At 48.3% G+C, this 16,534-nt stretch carries 21 protein-coding genes and 1 pseudogene; 6 read left to right on the forward strand and 16 right to left on the reverse strand.

All coding sequences use genetic code 11. From position 1 onward, the window contains the following. Nucleotides 1-6 precede the first annotated feature (6 nt). From NYE29_RS29160 to NYE29_RS29190, 7 genes are all read right to left on the reverse strand, one after another. The gene (locus tag NYE29_RS29160; protein WP_340898622.1) at nt 7-459 is read right to left on the reverse strand and encodes a GNAT family N-acetyltransferase; all 453 of its coding nucleotides are present in this window, start codon (nt 457-459) and stop codon (nt 7-9) included. 128 nt (nt 460-587) lie between these two features. Then, the gene (locus NYE29_RS29165) at nt 588-722 is read right to left on the reverse strand and encodes a YjcZ family sporulation protein (protein ID WP_218642515.1); all 135 of its coding nucleotides are present in this window, start codon (nt 720-722) and stop codon (nt 588-590) included. A 159-nt stretch (nt 723-881) separates the two neighbouring features. Then, the gene (locus NYE29_RS29170; protein WP_038591168.1) at nt 882-1,304 is read right to left on the reverse strand and encodes a hypothetical protein; all 423 of its coding nucleotides are present in this window, start codon (nt 1,302-1,304) and stop codon (nt 882-884) included. 137 nt (nt 1,305-1,441) lie between these two features. After that, nucleotides 1,442-1,720, reverse strand: coding sequence for a holin (locus NYE29_RS29175; RefSeq protein ID WP_038591166.1), 279 nt, complete (start codon nt 1,718-1,720; stop codon nt 1,442-1,444). Between the two features lie 5 nt (nt 1,721-1,725). Further along, complete coding sequence (locus tag NYE29_RS29180; RefSeq protein WP_340898624.1) at nt 1,726-2,529, reverse strand: glycoside hydrolase family 73 protein; 804 nt, start codon at nt 2,527-2,529, stop codon at nt 1,726-1,728. Nucleotides 2,530-3,050: 521 nt separating this feature from the next. Continuing rightward, on the reverse strand, nt 3,051-4,682 hold the full coding sequence (locus NYE29_RS29185; RefSeq protein ID WP_340898625.1) for a sensor domain-containing diguanylate cyclase: 1,632 nt from the start codon (nt 4,680-4,682) through the stop codon (nt 3,051-3,053). A 157-nt stretch (nt 4,683-4,839) separates the two neighbouring features. Then, on the reverse strand, nt 4,840-5,445 hold the full coding sequence (locus NYE29_RS29190; RefSeq protein ID WP_218642514.1) for a pentapeptide repeat-containing protein: 606 nt from the start codon (nt 5,443-5,445) through the stop codon (nt 4,840-4,842). Between the two features lie 127 nt (nt 5,446-5,572). On the opposite strand from NYE29_RS29190, the gene NYE29_RS29195 reads away from it, so the two are divergent. Next, nucleotides 5,573-5,947, forward strand: coding sequence for a PilZ domain-containing protein (locus NYE29_RS29195; protein WP_038591155.1), 375 nt, complete (start codon nt 5,573-5,575; stop codon nt 5,945-5,947). 154 nt (nt 5,948-6,101) lie between these two features. Here the strand turns inward: NYE29_RS29195 and NYE29_RS29200 are convergent, their stop codons facing one another. Genes NYE29_RS29200 through NYE29_RS29220 form a run of 5 tightly spaced genes read right to left on the reverse strand, consistent with a single transcriptional unit; the run spans nt 6,102 to nt 9,626 of the window. Next, nucleotides 6,102-6,833, reverse strand: a complete 732-nt coding sequence (locus tag NYE29_RS29200) for a hypothetical protein (RefSeq protein ID WP_076109218.1) — start codon at nt 6,831-6,833, stop codon at nt 6,102-6,104. Continuing rightward, nucleotides 6,827-7,528 (reverse strand): ABC transporter ATP-binding protein, encoded by a 702-nt coding sequence (locus tag NYE29_RS29205; protein ID WP_076109217.1) that lies wholly within the window; start codon nt 7,526-7,528, stop codon nt 6,827-6,829. The genes NYE29_RS29200 and NYE29_RS29205 overlap by 7 nt, the downstream gene beginning before the upstream one ends. Before the next feature lie 13 nt (nt 7,529-7,541). Further along, the gene (locus NYE29_RS29210; RefSeq protein ID WP_038591147.1) at nt 7,542-7,916 is read right to left on the reverse strand and encodes a GntR family transcriptional regulator; all 375 of its coding nucleotides are present in this window, start codon (nt 7,914-7,916) and stop codon (nt 7,542-7,544) included. Further along, nucleotides 7,916-8,662 carry an ABC transporter permease gene (locus NYE29_RS29215; protein ID WP_340898626.1) on the reverse strand — a complete coding sequence of 249 codons (747 nt, stop codon included), beginning with the start codon at nt 8,660-8,662 and terminating at the stop codon, nt 7,916-7,918. The genes NYE29_RS29210 and NYE29_RS29215 overlap by 1 nt, the downstream gene beginning before the upstream one ends. Then, a complete protein-coding gene (locus tag NYE29_RS29220) occupies nt 8,655-9,626 on the reverse strand; it encodes an ABC transporter ATP-binding protein (RefSeq protein ID WP_340898627.1) in 972 nt (323 codons plus the stop codon). Before NYE29_RS29220 ends, NYE29_RS29215 begins: the two co-directional genes overlap by 8 nt. 362 nt (nt 9,627-9,988) lie before the next feature. On the opposite strand from NYE29_RS29220, the gene NYE29_RS29225 reads away from it, so the two are divergent. Beyond that, nucleotides 9,989-10,360 carry a hypothetical protein gene (locus NYE29_RS29225; RefSeq protein ID WP_076109215.1) on the forward strand — a complete coding sequence of 124 codons (372 nt, stop codon included), beginning with the start codon at nt 9,989-9,991 and terminating at the stop codon, nt 10,358-10,360. Nucleotides 10,361-10,436: 76 nt separating this feature from the next. Here NYE29_RS29225 and NYE29_RS29230 read toward each other — a convergent pair whose 3' ends face one another. From NYE29_RS29230 to NYE29_RS29240, 3 genes are all read right to left on the reverse strand, one after another. Then, nucleotides 10,437-11,408, reverse strand: a complete 972-nt coding sequence (locus NYE29_RS29230) for an alpha/beta fold hydrolase (protein ID WP_340898628.1) — start codon at nt 11,406-11,408, stop codon at nt 10,437-10,439. A gap of 68 nt (nt 11,409-11,476) precedes the next feature. Next, nucleotides 11,477-12,037 (reverse strand): AAA family ATPase, encoded by a 561-nt coding sequence (locus NYE29_RS29235; protein WP_340898629.1) that lies wholly within the window; start codon nt 12,035-12,037, stop codon nt 11,477-11,479. A gap of 356 nt (nt 12,038-12,393) precedes the next feature. Beyond that, nucleotides 12,394-13,353 carry a phosphotransferase gene (locus NYE29_RS29240; protein WP_340898630.1) on the reverse strand — a complete coding sequence of 320 codons (960 nt, stop codon included), beginning with the start codon at nt 13,351-13,353 and terminating at the stop codon, nt 12,394-12,396. A gap of 120 nt (nt 13,354-13,473) precedes the next feature. Between NYE29_RS29240 and NYE29_RS29245 the strand changes: the two genes are divergently transcribed. From NYE29_RS29245 to NYE29_RS29255, 3 genes are all read left to right on the forward strand, one after another. After that, nucleotides 13,474-13,962, forward strand: coding sequence for an RNA polymerase sigma factor (locus tag NYE29_RS29245; RefSeq protein WP_076109212.1), 489 nt, complete (start codon nt 13,474-13,476; stop codon nt 13,960-13,962). Then, nucleotides 13,962-14,663 (forward strand): zf-HC2 domain-containing protein, encoded by a 702-nt coding sequence (locus tag NYE29_RS29250; RefSeq protein WP_076109211.1) that lies wholly within the window; start codon nt 13,962-13,964, stop codon nt 14,661-14,663. The genes NYE29_RS29245 and NYE29_RS29250 overlap by 1 nt, the downstream gene beginning before the upstream one ends. Nucleotides 14,664-14,747: 84 nt before the next feature. Next, nucleotides 14,748-15,629 carry a sulfurtransferase gene (locus NYE29_RS29255; RefSeq protein ID WP_340898631.1) on the forward strand — a complete coding sequence of 294 codons (882 nt, stop codon included), beginning with the start codon at nt 14,748-14,750 and terminating at the stop codon, nt 15,627-15,629. A gap of 278 nt (nt 15,630-15,907) precedes the next feature. Here NYE29_RS29255 and NYE29_RS29260 read toward each other — a convergent pair whose 3' ends face one another. Next, nucleotides 15,908-16,111: a hypothetical protein gene (locus NYE29_RS29260; RefSeq protein ID WP_340898632.1), complete on the reverse strand. Its 204-nt coding sequence runs from the start codon at nt 16,109-16,111 to the stop codon at nt 15,908-15,910. A 141-nt stretch (nt 16,112-16,252) separates the two neighbouring features. Between NYE29_RS29260 and NYE29_RS29265 the strand changes: the two are divergent. Beyond that, nucleotides 16,253-16,434 (forward strand): annotated as a pseudogene (locus NYE29_RS29265) (helix-turn-helix transcriptional regulator); the annotation flags it as partial. Nucleotides 16,435-16,534 lie beyond the last annotated feature (100 nt).

Raw genomic sequence — 16,534 nt, forward strand, 5'->3', positions numbered from 1 at the left:
AGCTAGTCATATATCTAGGGATAACCGTAGCATATCTCTGCATTGTATGCCATTCTCATAGATCTCTTCAGGATAATGTTTTGTAAAAAAATCTATATCCACGGCCACTATTCTGAAGCCGCATTTCTGGTACAGCGCAAGCTGCCCTACACTTGAATTACCGGTGCCCACTTCCATCACGCTGTACCCTTCTTGTCTGGCAATCTGTATGGCGTGCATCACCATTTGTTTACCTATTCCTCTGCCCTGCTGCTCTTCAGCAACCGCAATATTTACCAGTTCAACCGTAACAGGCCTTGTCGGCAGCAGCACATATACTCCCACAACATCCTCTTTGTCAACTGCGAGATAACAATCACCTCTTTTTGCATAATCCTCCACTTTCGGCAGAGAAGGATCAGCTGACAACAGCAGCTCAAGCGGCAGACTTTCACCTTTTTTTATTTTCCTGAAATCCATAACGATCTCCTTGTTTAGGCATTATCCTCAAATATAAATGTTTTGGTGCATTATGTAAATCGGACTAGACACAGAAAAAAGCGCGTCCCCGGCAAAAAGCCCGGGAACACGCCGATGTGCTATTCAGCTTAGATGAAACAGGCACTCAAAATAATGACCAACAGGATATAAAGAACCAGAATTGCACCTGTTGATGTAAAAGGACTTACCGGACAATTATGAACGCCACCAACATTACCGCCGTATCCGCAATCTGCACCCATGAGATTACCTCCTTCATAATGATTACTACAAGGTAGAATATGTATTGGCTGGCTTAACAGATTGGGCGAAACGGTCAAAATTTAGGCCACGGCAAATGTATATGTAGAGGTCTTGTCATGCCCAACATTTCAGGCATGACAAGACACAGTAACCTTAAATTAATCGGAGACCAGAATGCCGTCAAAACTCTCCGGACCGACACGAACCGTGCCGAGCAGGTTGGAACTAACGAAAGCAGTGTACGTCAATTGAGGAGTTATCGGCGGGTTAAAGTCTGCAGCTGAAAACGTGATGACTTGTGGCGCCAAGACGCTAAGGCTAAACGTAGAGGTAGCAGAATATACAACCGGATCGGTACTAAGCGTTCCTCTCACTATTGTAATTGTAATACCAGCCAGCGCCAGCGGAAGCGTCAAAGAGATTGTTCCTTTTAACAATACTCGCGGATTCGTCGTAGCACCTGCGGTGACCAAGCCAATTTGTCCGAACAGCTGCGGAGCATTCAGCAGCAGAATCGGAATGGCAATAGAGTTCGCTATGCTCGCGTTCTGCGAGGTTCGAGCATCAAGATAAGTTCCCATGATGAGCACCCCCTTTCCTTTCTTGCATTTTTTATTGTATTAAGAGAGATTACTTATTGCTTGTACATAACACCATTAGGTTCAATGATTTATAGTAAATCTTTAATAGATTCGGAAGAATCGGCAATCACAGGATATTAATCTTTAGTCGTTCCATCTCTTTTGTTAAAAGCCAGTTCAAACAGACCCGTGGCGGACAATCCTGCCAGTCCGCCTGCCCACAGACGCAGCACCAGATTCATATCTGTAAAAGGATAGGCAACGGCCCCGACTAATAATCCTATGGCCAGACCAACCGCCGGAACAAGGTTGCGCGGAAGCTTCACGCTATTCTTCACAAGCTGCACTAATGCCATTACAAACACGGCTAACACCGATGCGAAAGCAAGCACATTGTTAAGCGCATCGTTATACATGACGTTCACCCCTCCTTCCGGGATGACAGCAATCCCGCCCGATGCAATACTGTCAGAACCCGGTAGAAATCCAAGCTGCCGCCGATGGGCGTATCCAGCAGTCCCGCCGTCACTGCAGCACTGACAGCCGACTCCGCCCATGCCGGGACATTCATCACCATCCGGCCTTCGATTAGGGAAAGGCGCTCAGTCGCACTAGTGATCGCCCGCCCCTGCTCCTGTACACCTGTCTTCAGCGTATCCCTGCTGACTGCAAGATCGGACAACAACATCCGCAGCTCTTTCAGCTCTTTTTCCAGACTTGCAAGCTTTTGCTTATCTTCCGCTGACATCTCGTCCTCCTCCTTAATTTCATCATATGCGTACAAGTTATAGGTATTCATTATCTTAATCAGCTTTGCCGCATACTTGGGATCAGTTGCATATCCCGCTGCCGCAATTTCCCGTGCGGCCGTTTTTCCATCCGCACCAAACACCTTGCTGTATAGGCTGTGATTCCATGAGACCCCGCCGATGAGCAACGCAGAATGGTCGGCCACCGATTCACCCCAGTTATTGTAAGCACGGAAGGCCGCAGTCACCTGCACCGCTTTGCCGTCTCTGTACTCTGTTGTCCGTACCGCCACACTTCCGGCAGGTCCGCTGCCTTTAATCCCAAAAAGGTTATTGGCTTTAACCGTTAGACTGCTGTTCCCCCAGCTGGATTCCAGCGCTGCCTGCGCAATGGTCAGTGAGGCCGCAATATGACTGCGCTCCATATCTTCGATTGCGTAGGGTGTAATTCTGGAAATAAATTCGGTCTCCGTCATCTCATCACATCCTCTCCCTATATTAAATGCGCATTCTGCCAAAAAGCTTGTGCTTATCCCTATGAATTCAGGATAGCTGTTTAGCTAAATGAATAAAGGGGTAATGAATTATCAATTGTTCATCCAACACCGTACATAGAGCAACCAGCTTAAAGATAAACGGCCCTGATTTTACCAAAACTTTACCTGAATTTGATAGAAAAGCTATTGTTAGTTGCTAAATTTTGGGGTAGTATATAGTGAAAATTAACTATTTAGGAGGGTCTATTGGACTATGCCATCATATTATTTTAAAGAGTTGTGGACACCCCTTAGATGGTTTGGCATTAAATTATTTCATGATGACGAAGGGAGCCTCTGGATCAAATGGTGGGCTTCCCCCCGAAAAAAATTGCGCTAAGGGTTTCACTTACAACTAAGAATCTCATTAGAATAGCAACACAAAAAAACCTTTCTTAAGATACAGCGGCAGGTTAACCGCTATTTCTACACAGAAAGGTTTTTTGGCTGCACAGTACCTATTAGCAAGCGGCTTCAAATGTAATCCGATTTTTGCCGCTGCGTTTAGAAATATATAATGCCTCGTCCGCCAGCCGCAGAGTTTCGGCCGTATCCAAGCAGTCTGGAGTCCATACGGCTGCTCCGACACTGCATCCGACCTGTATGGTATCGCCTCCAATGACGACCGGCAGATTAACTTTGCTGATGATGCGCGCTGCAACAACCTCCGACTCCTGCATGGGTTTGCTTGCAGAAGTATTTAGAATGATCACAAATTCATCTCCGCCCAGACGGGCAACAATTTCATTGTCACGGGTGCACTCCCGCAGTCGCACAGCCACCTGCTGGAGCAAAACATCTCCGGTTGCGTGGCCGAAAGTATCATTCACTTTTTTAAATCCATCCAGATCCATGTACAGAAAACTGAGGGTTGTCCGGTTCAATTTGGCCTTGTTCACCGCGTGAACCAAAAATTCGTTCAATCCGGCCCGGTTCGGCAGCCCTGTTAGCACATCGTGCAGAGCCATATCTGACATATAGCTCAGCTTATTCTCTGTTTTGGTCAGATTGCTGACCAGATTCCGCAGTGAAGTTGACAAGATGGCCACATCCTTAAAGCGGGACAAGGCGGGGATTTCCACATTGGCACCGGAACTGAGCAAATCTGCCGTTTTGGCGATTTGATTCAGCGGGCGGGCAATCCATCCGGCAAGCAGCCAGCCCAGAATTCCGAAAATTACGGCAGCTGCCAATCCACTTAATATGATAAATCTTTCGAGCTGATGAACAGTTGCGAAAGCAACATCTGTGGGCTGACGAACTAGAACTGACCAGCCCAAACCCGGATAATTCAAATAACCGTCCCCGTAAGCGTATCCGGTCAGATAAGCATCTTTTCCGCTACCGCTGTCCACGATCCATGAATTTCCGCCCTCCCGGGCTTTCTGCAGCGTTTCATTCGCCATTTTCTTCCCTACCAGCCCAGAGGGTCCAAGCAGTATAGTATCATCCTTCTGGCTGACTACGAAGATTTCCACATCTTTCATCCGTTCTTTGAGCGGGTCCAGAATAGATTTCTCTACCTCACGCGACCACTCCCAGCTCAAATGCGCTGCCAGTACACCATTAAGCATTCCCACCTTGTCGTAGACCGGGACACTCACGTCCACGAATTGCAAGGCTTCTCCGGATGGATTAGGCAAGAGCTTTGCCAATAACACGGCATCATGCACATCACCCGTGAACAAACCCTTCCGGCCTTCCTGAAATACGGGTCTTTGGCTGATATCCTTTCCAAGGAGAATGTTGTCCGTTGCGGAAAGCACAGTACCCTTCGGGTCAAGATAACCGACCCAGGTGAACACCGGCAGGCTGCTCTTCAATTGATTCAGCAATCCGCTGATTTCTTGAGTGTCCAGCGGCTTCTGGAAAGCGTTAAGCTTGCTCAGCACTTCCACTTCACCGGAACGCGACCACATGAAATGATCCAGTTTCTCCGACATTTGATATGCCTCTGCAGCAAGCGAGCCCCCGATACTTACCTCCACAGATTTCGTGGCTTGATTCCCGATTACATAAATAAGCAGTGCAGTCAGCAAGATAATAATTACCGCAAAGGCACTGGCAAAAAAAGTCCGCAGGTTAAACGTCATGCACATTCTCCCCATATCTTTCGCAGAATAGTGTCGATAATTTTTTTATCGGATAAAGCCGCAGGAATTATAAATCTGCAATCTTAAAGTCAGCCTTGTAGACAGAAAAACAGCTCCGCCCTTATCTTACAGAGCGGAGCTGTTCGCGTATCCAATATCAGCCGACTTTAGCCCCCAGCGAACGTGCCAGCAGCACCGCCTGTTCCACATCGAGCCTAACTCCCTTTAAGTCCAGACTTTTCAGGTCAATCCCTTCTAGCTTAGCATCTCTTAGATCCGCTCCCGCAAGCTTGCACTGGGCGAGCTGTACCCGGCTTAAATCCGCACCGCGCAGATCGCATTTTTGCAAATTGCAGCCTAGCATGTCTGCCTCAGCGAACTTGATACCCCGCAGGTCCTGCCTGCTGAGGTTAATATGCCGCAAATTGGTGTAAGACCAATCCCCGCTGATCAGCGTAATACCGTCCATATATGCATTGGAGAAATCGGAGCCGACCATTTTGCAATCCTCGAATTTAGACACAAACAGATTTGCCCCGGAGAACTTGCAATTGGTAAACGCCGCTCCTTTATGTAGCGAGGCATTCAGCAATGCTCCGGTAAAATCACAATCCACAAAACGGCAGCCGCTGGAAGTCATTTCTTCCATAGAAGCTCCCTTAAAAGAACACCTATCAAACGTACAGCTGTTCAGTTCTCCATCACGCAATTCGGCGTAATCAAAATTATGCCCGGTAAAATTTTCATTGTCATATTGATACACGGGGTATCTGCTCCTCTCTCGTTTCAACAAATAAGTAAAACTTTTCTTTTTAAAAAATAGCACTTTAGGAGATTGTTCAAATGAAACCATTTCGTTATAATAGCAAATAAACTAGCGGAGGTGAACAATGGACGACTCCAGCAGAAAAGAACCGTTCCGATATGTAATGAACCAGCCCATCGAATGCTGGCTTGAACTTCCTGCTGGTAACAACGGTCCCGGGGCAGGCAAGCTTACGGAAGGCGTACTGCTTGACCTTAGCCGTTCAGGGTGCAAAATCCGAACTTCGCTGAATCTCCGCTTCACTGCAGGCGATACGAAGATAATTATCCACTTTCAGCTGGCAGAAGACAAACTTCAGTTTGTGGGAAGTGTACGCTGGGGCTGGATGTTCGGACTTGGCCAATATCAATATGGGGTAAGACTGGATTTGCAGGAGGATGAAGAAGAGCAACTCCTGCGGGAGCTGGAAAGCTGGACTAACACGCGCAGCGCCCAGTAAGTTGGTTAATAGGGCACAGCCAGAAGTCCTCCTCAGAGGACTTCTTTTGCTGTGCAAACACGAAAAGCAGGGCAATTAGCCCTGCTTTTGTTCAGCAGCAAACGCCGCATGAGTAGTGAGTATCCCCAACCCCCCTCCCAAATGGAGCGGCGGTTTAAGCCTCTACCCTTCTCTTCAGCAGCACGTTCATCACATAGATTAGAATAACTGCAACTGCCGCTTCAAATAACATAGGCCAGTAATTAAGATCTGGATAGGAGAATGTAATCCCGCTGCGAACCGAGTCCACATCAAGAACATCAAACTCGAACATGCTCTCCACACCCGCGAGAGAACTTTTAAACATCAGCTGTTCAAGATAAGACAGCCCGTTCTGGAATACCACCAATACAGCGATGATGATCCATATCTTTCCTCTGACCCGCAGACTATTAGCCACCGTGATGGCAAACATAATGGAGATCAGCGTTAAACCGGAGAACCATATAAGCTGCAGCATGCAGTTTAGGGCAACCGGCCAGAAGTTTCCCGGGAGGAAATCCGCCGAATATACGAGAATATAGATCCCAAGATGCAGGGTTGCGATGATAACAACGGAAAATAGCAGCGCCCAGCAGAGCAGCAGCGGTGACAAGATGGTATACAGAGAACTCAATGGCAGAAGCCGGCGGTGATAGGATTTCAAATTGCGGCCATAGGTAATCGCGCTAGTCAGCAGGAGACTGATCCCCACTACGACATACGTGGTCAGATTGATTGCGACCAATTGAACCCCCATGTTTCTGTTCCAATACCATGTGGCGGCATGCACCAGAATTGCGATTACAAAGTACGCAAGAATCCGGTCACGGCTCCGTCTAAAATCGTATTTTATCAGCTTCAGCATTCTGCATACACCTCTCTGAACAGCTCGTCAATGCTTTTTCCCCGTTGCAGCCTTAACTCCTCCACATCACTTTGCAGGACGATTTCTCCTTCTTTTATAAAAATAACTTCGTCAAAGATCCGTTCGATGTCTGTTACCAGATGCGTCGAGAGCAAAATGCTGCTGTCTTCCTCGTAAAATTCCATCAGCGCATTGAGGATTTTGGTCCGTGCCACAGGGTCCACTCCGCCAATAGGTTCATCCAGCATGTATAAACTCGCCCGCCGCGAGAGGACCATGGTCAGCTGCAGCCGTTCGTTCATCCCTTTGGAGAGCGTCTGCACCCTATCCCGTTCACTAAGCTTCATAAACTCCAGCATACGTTTGGCTTTGACCGGGTCAAAATCCGGATAGAAGTCACGCTGAAATTTCATCGCATCTCCCACACTCATCCAAGGGTCTGTCAGGGGCCGGTCCGGCATAAACGAAACCAATGCTTTGCTTTGTTTCCCTACCGGAACACCGAGCACAGACACACTGCCTGACGTTGGCTGTGCCAGCCCGGCAATCAGCTTCATGAGTGTACTTTTCCCGCTGCCGTTGCTGCCGAGCAGTCCGGTGATTCTGCCTGCACCGAGTTCAAAAGAAACCCCGCGCAGCGCCTGTTTTGAGCCGTATTTTTTAGTAACCTGTTGTACTTGAAGTATACTGTCCACCCTGGCAATCCCCCTATTTACTATTCCTTTGTGCAATATTCTCCGCCACGACCGTCAAGATCTCTTCTCCCTGGAAACCCAGCTCCTCCATGCCGCGGATAAACCGGTCCAAGACATCCTGGGCCATCTCTTTTTTAATGGTCATAATGGTCTCTTCCCTCCCCGTAACATATCTGCCCATACCCCGCCGTGTTTCCACAATCTCTTCACGCTCCAATTCTTGAAAGGTTCTTTGCACCGTGTTTGGATTTATCTGCAATTCTGCGGCCAGTTCCCGCACCGAGAGGATTTTATCGCCGGGTTTCAGCTTGCCTGTGATAATCTCGCCTTTGATATAATTCATGATCTGAATATATATGGGCTGGTTGTTGTCAAATTCAATGGTCATCAAGCAACGTCCCTTCGTCTGAACACCACAAACCCCGCCAGCAGAAACGCAATCAGATAGACCGCCAGCATAACAATGGAAAAGCCAAGAGTCATTCCCGGCAACGGCGCTGCGTTGTTGTGGTAGACACTAAGATTTATATTCGGAAACAGAAAGTATTTGTAAAAATCACGGTAAATAACTACTTTATCCAAGGTCAGCGCAAACATCGTAATCCCGATGGTCACTCCTGTGGAGGTCGTCAGCACCCCGATCATAAACGCCAGCGTTACATATACGAACGTGTACACGCAGCCGTACAGCAGCGAAAGTAGTATATCTCTTATTCCCGCTTCTCCCCCGCCAACGTCAAACCAAATGGCACCCGAGAGATAGACAGCCACGGCGGCAACTGCGGTCAGACTCAGCGCGAACAGCAGTACCGTTACATACTTGGAGGCTAGAATAGCCATACGGCTGCGTGCGCGGATAAGCAGAAACTTGATCGTTCCTTGACTATACTCCTTGGATACGATCCCCGCTGTTCCAATGATGGCGAGTATAGCGATGACCTGGCCTATTCCGGTTGGCTGCAGCATCACCGCCGTAAACTCGGAAGCAGAGGCGAATGACTCTTCGGAAAAAGCTTTGATCATATAGCCTAACAGAAGCGGCAGCAGAATCAGCAGTACATGCGGCACGAAAAAAGAACGTTTCTTCGACAGCTTCAGCCATTCATTCAGCACCAGATAATTAAATTTACGCAATGCGGTTGCCCCCCGTCCATTTCAAGAAATCTTCCTCAAGGCTTTGTTTGTTCTCCGTAATCCGGTATACGCCGACATTGGCTCTTCCCAATGCCTCAACGAGTTCAGGCACTCTAATGTCCTGCAGCCGTATGTTTAGTTCAGAACGGGCCTCATCCACGCTGCCCAGCCCCACTCCCTGCATCTCTTGTATAACTCGTTGTGCGGCTTCCATCCCGCCTACCCGGACAGTGAGTGACACTTCTCCTTCCGTCTCTTCCCCGGCACCCAGCTTGGTTACCGTCACCAGCTTTCCGTTCTGAATGACAACGGCCCGATGGCAAATTTGTTCAATCTCCGCCAGCATGTGGCTGGAAATGAGAATGGATATCCCTTCAACTTCAGCGATTGTCCGCATATAATCACGCATTTCGCGTATTCCCGCAGGGTCCAGACCATTCGTCGGCTCATCCAGAATCAGCAGCTTCGGTGAATGGAGCAGCGCCTGGGCGATACCGAGCCGCTGCCGCATCCCAAGTGAATAAGCCTTTACCTTCTTGCTCATCGCTTCCTGCAGCCCAACCAATTGCACAACCTCTTCAATCCGCGATTCCGGAACATCATCACTCATCCGTACATATTGCTTCAGATTATCCAGCCCGGTCATATGCGGATAAAACTCAGGGTTCTCAATAATCGCTCCGATATGGGCTATTGCCCTATTAAAATCATTGCGGATGCTATGTCCTTGAACCAGCACATCCCCTTCGCTCATCTTGATCAAGCCGGTCATCATGCGGATCGTTGTTGTCTTTCCGGCACCGTTCGGTCCGAGCAGCCCGACAATTTCTCCTTTGCGGATGTCAAAAGACAACTGATCTACTATCGCCTTTCCTTTGATAACCTTACTGACCTGATTCATCTGCAGCACAATGGTATCTTTCCCTTGTGTTGCAAGCCTCTGTGTACTCATTGACTGTTTCATAGCAACCTCCCTGAAAAAGTGAAAATATTGGAGAAACAAATACTGTATCTGTGTGTTAGTTACATAGTACACTAGTATCAATGTGATGTAAAGCCATTTTTTAGGAATTGGGTACCATTAAAAGGCGGTCCCATAGTTCCTCGTCCAAGACTTCCTCTTAAGCAAACATAGAATAGTAGTGGAATAAGCTTCACGCATGCAGGCTGATTTCACAAAACTTAAGCCAAAGCTTCCGAAGTCAGTTTTGTACGCTGAAGATTATGGAAGCGATGCTCACAAAACTTAGAGTATGCTTTCGAAGTAGTTTTGTACGAGGCTATTCAATGGAGTTGATGCTCACAAAACTTTTAGGAGGAATAAAAATGAAACGAGAAGTTCATATTTCCCAAACTTACCCGCGGCTCACCGTATACTCAGAAGAGAACTACAGGGGACGGAGCAGAATTTATACCGGCAATCTCGGGATCCGTAATACAGACAACATTCTCGACGGGATCGAAAGTCTGCGCTTCTTCTCCACCAGCAGCAATGCTACGCTTGTATTGTTCAGCAGAACCCGCTTCAGAGGCATTTTCCGTGTACTGCGTGGAAATCACAGCATCCGTGATCTGGATGATTACATCAACGGCAATGACGTGGAATCAATCATCTCCACCAATCAAAGGCTGACGTTAGCGCAAATCCGCAATATCCGCGATAGCGGAGAGCTGCCTGCCGGATATCGTCTGATCTAGAGTTTATGGGCAGCCGCTATAAAAGAGGGAACACCTTGCCTCCCGGCAAGGTGTTCCCTCTTTTACTCGAATCTGCTTATTCCCCTTCAATTAACTGCAGCAGCTCTTCAACAACCCGCTCAGGCTGGTAGCTGTGAATGTAATGGGAGCTGTCAGGCACGATGATTTGTTTGCCTTTGACGGACCATGCAGGAAGAACTGCTTGGCTGTCCATCCATGAGGCATCGTCGTCAAGCTTGCCGAAATAGTCTGCAGTCAAGACAGTGACAGGAATCGGAAGCGGTTTGCTGCCAGCCAGCACAACGCGGGCATTCTCTTGACTCTGGCGAATTTCATCGGTCATATTCCGGTTGCCCGCCAGCAGCAGTACCGCTTTGCGGTTTATTTCCTTCAGCTTCTCAGGCAGCAGCTTATCCCCATTGCTGTCACTCGCTACCCATTCTGCGAATCCGTTCACATGATATAATGCACGCAATATACCGGTCGCCCGAAGCCCCTTGTAAATTCCGGACACTAGTTTAAGCTCCGGACTGGACTCATAGTATTCAGGACTTCCACCGTCAATCAGCAGAATCCCTTTCACCTCTTCAGGGTACCGCTGGGCATAACGGATGGTTTCCAGTGCGCCTAGCGAATGGCCGACAAATAGATAAGGCGGCTGCTGGCCGGAAACTTGCAGCAGTTCGTGAACTTCGCCGGTGATGGAGTCAATATCCCGCTTTCTGCCGGTTAAGTCACTATATCCGTAACCAAAGCGGTCATAGACCGCAATTTTCGCATGCTGCCTCAGCCCCTCGTACAATGGATAAAAATCGGCGTAAGGATTTGCCGTTCCCCACCCGGCTGCAAACACCACAGTGGTTGATCCCGCACCCTCAGTATATAGGTGCATCTTACCTCCTTTTACCTGATATAGACCTCCGGCGGGTGAATAATTCTTCCTGTCCTGTGTAGAACCATACCATTGGTATGCGGCTCCCAACCCAGCCAATACAATCAGTGCAGCCAGCAGGCAGAGTGTAATTTTCACACCTCTTCTTTTTAACATACACTCCTCCAATTCCTTGTTTGAAGCTGCTCTTCACCTCGACAACGTTATATTCAGACGATTCTCACTCATAAGCCTTGAGCGATATTCGTAATTTTTTGAATGACGGACTGAACTTCATCGCTATCCTTAATTACAAATAGATGATCTGCTTCGCCTGCTGCTGGTGCCACCACATCGCTATGATGAGACTCTGCTTGCTGCCGGCTAAGCACTTCTTCAAAATTAGACGCGCTTCTGAAAATAGTTGTACTACGCTGACTATTGCTAATACGTGAATGAAGAATATCATCGGGGATTTCAAAATGAACAAGTATGCTGACAAAACCTTTGTGATGAAAACGTTCGAGCATCTCCAAACGGCCTTTGCGACCACGATTGGCGTGACATAAAATAAGATGCGAATTTGATTCATTAACAGCATAATCTACAATTGTTCGAGAGATAGCGTTTTTGAAGGTGTTGGCTCCTTGTTTAGGCAGCAAGCTTTTGTAATGGGTGTTGATAAATTCAGCATGGTCATCCCGGTCAATCACAACTGAGTTGTGTAAGTGCTGTTCTAATTTTTTCGCAAATGTAGTTTTCCCGCTATGTGTTTTACCGACGGTAATGATCACTAACCTTTTCATCCATGCAACTCCAATTCTCCAAAATATTCAATAAGCTTCAATAAGCAAATACAGCGAACCCATTCATAGATTTAACTATGCTTACGAACAAAAAGAGTGACTGGTTACATCCTTAGTAAAAAAGAGTACACATACTAGAAACCAACTGCGAAGGAGAAAAGCATGGCATCCCACAAGTCAAAAGTCCAACTACATACAGGAGATGATTACCGCAATATTCCACACTATAAATTTTGGCTGTCCGTTTATTACGGAGTTCGATACTTACAGTTGAAGCTGGACGATTAAGATAATGCGCTTAACCGGGGGGCTGGCTGTCGAGCTCAGACCCATGATCATACCGGGAGACAGCTGCATCAAGCTCCGCCTTGCTCTTCCAGCAGAATCCCTTGAATTTGTGCAGCTCCAACTGACAACTGGGTTACCTCTGCGGATAACTGATTCACTTGTTCATGAAGCACATGTGCTTCATCGGTGCCCTCCAGATAGCGGGTGACAAAGTGTAGGAACACATCAACTTTTCTAAGCAACATCAGCACAGGAAGGGCCTTGATTTCGGCTTCGGTAAGACGGACCCTGGTGCTGAAACCCCGGCAAAAATTCCGGACCGCCGCTCTTTCCTCGGCATGACCCAATAGCCCCGACAGAATTACCGCAGGCTCCATCGCCCTCACATCAAAGGTGCAAAATTCAAAATCAAGCAGTGCGGTCACTTGCCGGTGATCGCTTGTCTCCACCAGCAGATTGGAAGCATTCAAATCTCCATGCACCAGCTGATGCGGCAACCCCTTAAGTTCAGCCAGCGAATCCGCGATATTTTCATAAGCGTTGTAAAGGATCTCCAATCCCTTAGCAAGTTCAGTAAAGGGTACTGGCGGTTGCAGACACAACTCCCGGATTACTTCTCCGGTACATAGCGGATAAGCCTGCCGCAGCTCATAATATGGCCGGTAGACCGGAGCAAGTCCGGGACTTATCTCTGCCAAGACTACGGACAACGTACCTGCCGCTACACCGAAGGATTCGAAATAGCCAGACTCCTGCTCAGTGGGCGAATCTCCGTCTATGTATTCGAACAAGCAGCTAAATTTACCATCTCTGTCCTCCAGCTGAACCAAAGTTTCTCTGGCCGGTGTCGCGATGGGAACAGGCACTTTGAAGGGTAAAGACAACATCCCCAGCTTTTGCAGCACAGCATGCTCGAATTCGATTTTCTCTCTATCTTTATGTGTATCATAGATTCGCAGCACGGCGCGGCGAGTGCTATTTTCTACAAAATAGGTTGTATTATTCCAGCCCCCGCTCCGCTTCCTCAACGTTCCACTCCACTCCGGCCAAACTTGGCTTACAATAGTATCCGTAGGCTTATGCCCCTTTCTTAATTGTTTTGTAACGAATCTCCAGTGAGCGGGTCTTATATGTAAGGTGGTGAACATGTGACCGATGTAGAACAAATCTACGAGCAATATTTTCAGGACGTGTACTTGTTTGCGCTGTCCTTAAGCAGGAGTAAGCAGATTGCTGAGGAGATTACGCAAGAAACGTTTGTAAAAGCAGTGAAAAACATTAACCAGTTCAAGGGCAATTGTAAAATTAGTGTCTGGCTATGTCAAATCGCCAAAAACACCTATTTCACTTATATGGACAAACAAAAGCGTTACGAACCGGGCGATCCGCAGGAAAAAATACACAAGAACAGTTTCACGATTGAACAAAAGCTGATCGACAAGACTGAAGCCCTGCGAATCCATAAGCTACTGCACAGTCTGAAAGAACCTTATAAGGAAGTCTTTACACTGAGGGTGTTTGGAGAGTTATCCTTTGACCATATCAGTGAGGTTTTTGGCAGAACGGAAAGCTGGGCCAGGGTTACATTTCACCGCGCAAGAAACATCATACAAGACTTATTAATGGAGGAAAATTGATGAACAAACTATCCTGCGAAGTCGTCGGGGATTTGTTGCCGCTCTACTATGATGAGGTGTGCAGCGCTGATACCAGGGAATCCATCGAGGCCCACTTAGCTACCTGCGAGCAATGTACCACCGCGTTGCACAAGCTGCAACAGAGTAGCAATCTGCCTTTTGAGGTCATAGTGAAGAACAAACAGGAAAGCACTGGTCTGGTCAGCTTCAAAGGCTACTGGCACCGCTCCAAAGCTGCGGCATTTCTCAAAGGTCTGCTCCTGGCCACAGCCGTGTGCGGCGTTATCATTCTAGGGTATGTTGGCTTATTCCGCTGGAATATTGCAGAGGTCCCCTCCAATGTCATCGAGATCACTGATGTAAGCCGGCTCAAAGACGGAAAAATCGCTTATCATGTGAGAATGACCGATGGCTACCTGGTAAATCAGGTTATGGGCTTTTCGGAGGGGGATGGGATCTATTATATAACTCCAATGCGGCCTGTCATCAAAACCAAAAAGTCTGCTGCGATTGGTCTTGGCAACGGGTACGAGTTTGTAAATTTCGAACAATTAAACGCTAACCGTACAGACCCTTCCACTCAGTTTAAAGCCATCTATTATGGCCCCAAGGATGACAATCCCATTCTGATCTGGAAGCAAGGAATACAGCTACCGCCAGCAACGGATACCGTTGAAGCGCAGTTTATGGACCGGGATTAGAATATTTCGAGCATATCTTGAGGGGACTCCGATTTTTCCGCTATAATAAATTTCATATTGATATACGCAAAGGATGGGATACTTATGGACGCAACTGTTTCCAAACGATGGCTGCTGGCAAGGCTCTATGAGCCGGAGCAGACCATAGTAGACTGCCGGTTTACGCTCGGTAAACCTCAGGCTGGCCGGGAAAGCTATGAGCAAGAGCATATTCCGGGTGCGGTCTATCTCGATTTGGAGTTGGATCTGTCAGGCCCTGTGGGAGAACATGGCGGACGCCACCCCCTCCCCGACCCGCAGGTACTTGCTGCACGCCTCTCGAAGCTGGGAATCGGAAATGATTCACGCATTGTCGCCTATGATGACGAAAGTGGCATGAATGCTGCGCGCCTCTGGTGGCTGCTGCGTTACCTGGGGCATGAACAGGTATTCATTCTGGAAGGCGGCTTCAGCGCATGGAAGGCAGAGAAATTCCCTGTAACGGATCATCAGCCGGTGCGGGTGCCAAGCTCGTTTGTACCGCAGTTGCAGTCGCAAATGGTTGCGGGGGTTGATAAGGTTCGTCAGGTGTCAGAACAGACAGTTGATGCTGAGGCTGGGAAGGGCGAGACTGCTTCACACCCTGCCCTTCCTCTTCTGATCGATTCCCGCGCGAATGACCGCTATCGTGGCCAGAATGAAACACTGGACAAGAAGGCCGGACATATCCCTGGCGCACTGAATTACTTCTGGAAAGACACGCAGAACGCGGATGGCAGCTTCAAGAGTGCGGAGCAGCTTGCGGAGCATTTCGCCGGGCTGGACAAGGACCGGGAGATCATCGTCTACTGCGGCTCTGGCGTTACCGCCTGCCCGAACGTACTCGCCTTGGAGAAGGCCGGATTTAAGAAGGTGCGGCTGTACGCGGGAAGCTGGAGTGACTGGATTTCGTATAGCGAGAATCCGGTGGCGACGGGGGAAAAATAAGAACCGAAAGGCCGCGTTGGACGCGGGCTTGGGGCTGTGACAGGTTGCCGGGAGGCAGGCTGTTTCAGCCCTCTTTGGGCTTTTCTGTCAACAACCTGCAAACTAGAACAAAGCGAAAGCAGTTGCAAGCGGCCCGTAACCAGCCATGGCTGGGCTGTCAGGTCAAGTTGATTGAACGCTTGGGGGCTTTGTTGGGCCATCCACAAGCTGGCTAATCGGGAGCTTGACCGCCTTTGGGAACACTTCCTTCGTTTTCCTCGGCGTTGGTTTAAAGAAGCTTACGCAGTCTTACGTTCCGAAGCTTTCAAGCGTAAGGCTAAGCGAGCCCGCAGGGCAGTCAGCATGTGTCCGACAGACTGCCGAACGTGGTCGGCGGTCTGTTGCTCCAGCTGAAGTGTCGGGTACTGTTTGGCCAGCCAGCGTTGCAGATAGCGGTAGTGGCTTTTGTAGTCGTTCAGCGTTGCAAAAAGCTGCCTGATCATTATAACGTCGGCTTTAACGTGTTGCCGTCTTCTTTTTGCTTTCAATGACTAAGATGGCTTCCAAAATGCAATATAGTGTTTACATTTTACAATACATAAGTTACAATCACTCCCAACCAATAACTGGAAAGGAACTCTCGTGTGCTGGTTAACAACGTTCGCGAACTGAGGGCGCGCTTCAGATGGTCGCAGCAAGACCTAGCGGATGCCACCGGAGCACGCACCAGACAGTAGGGTTAATCGAGAACAGAGATTACTCCCTTTCAATTACGCTCGCGCTTAAAATTGCCGTAGCTTTCAAGTTACCCGTCGAGGAAGTTTTTATAAAAGATGTTAAAACGGATTATGCGTTCGCCATTACTTTCAACCTCATTGTTTCCCGGCAGCATCACAAATATTGTTCAAAACTAAGCGTATTTCTAC

The sequence above is a fragment of the Paenibacillus sp. FSL M7-1046 genome, from assembly GCF_038007405.1.
GTDB lineage: Bacteria > Bacillota > Bacilli > Paenibacillales > Paenibacillaceae > Paenibacillus_AQ.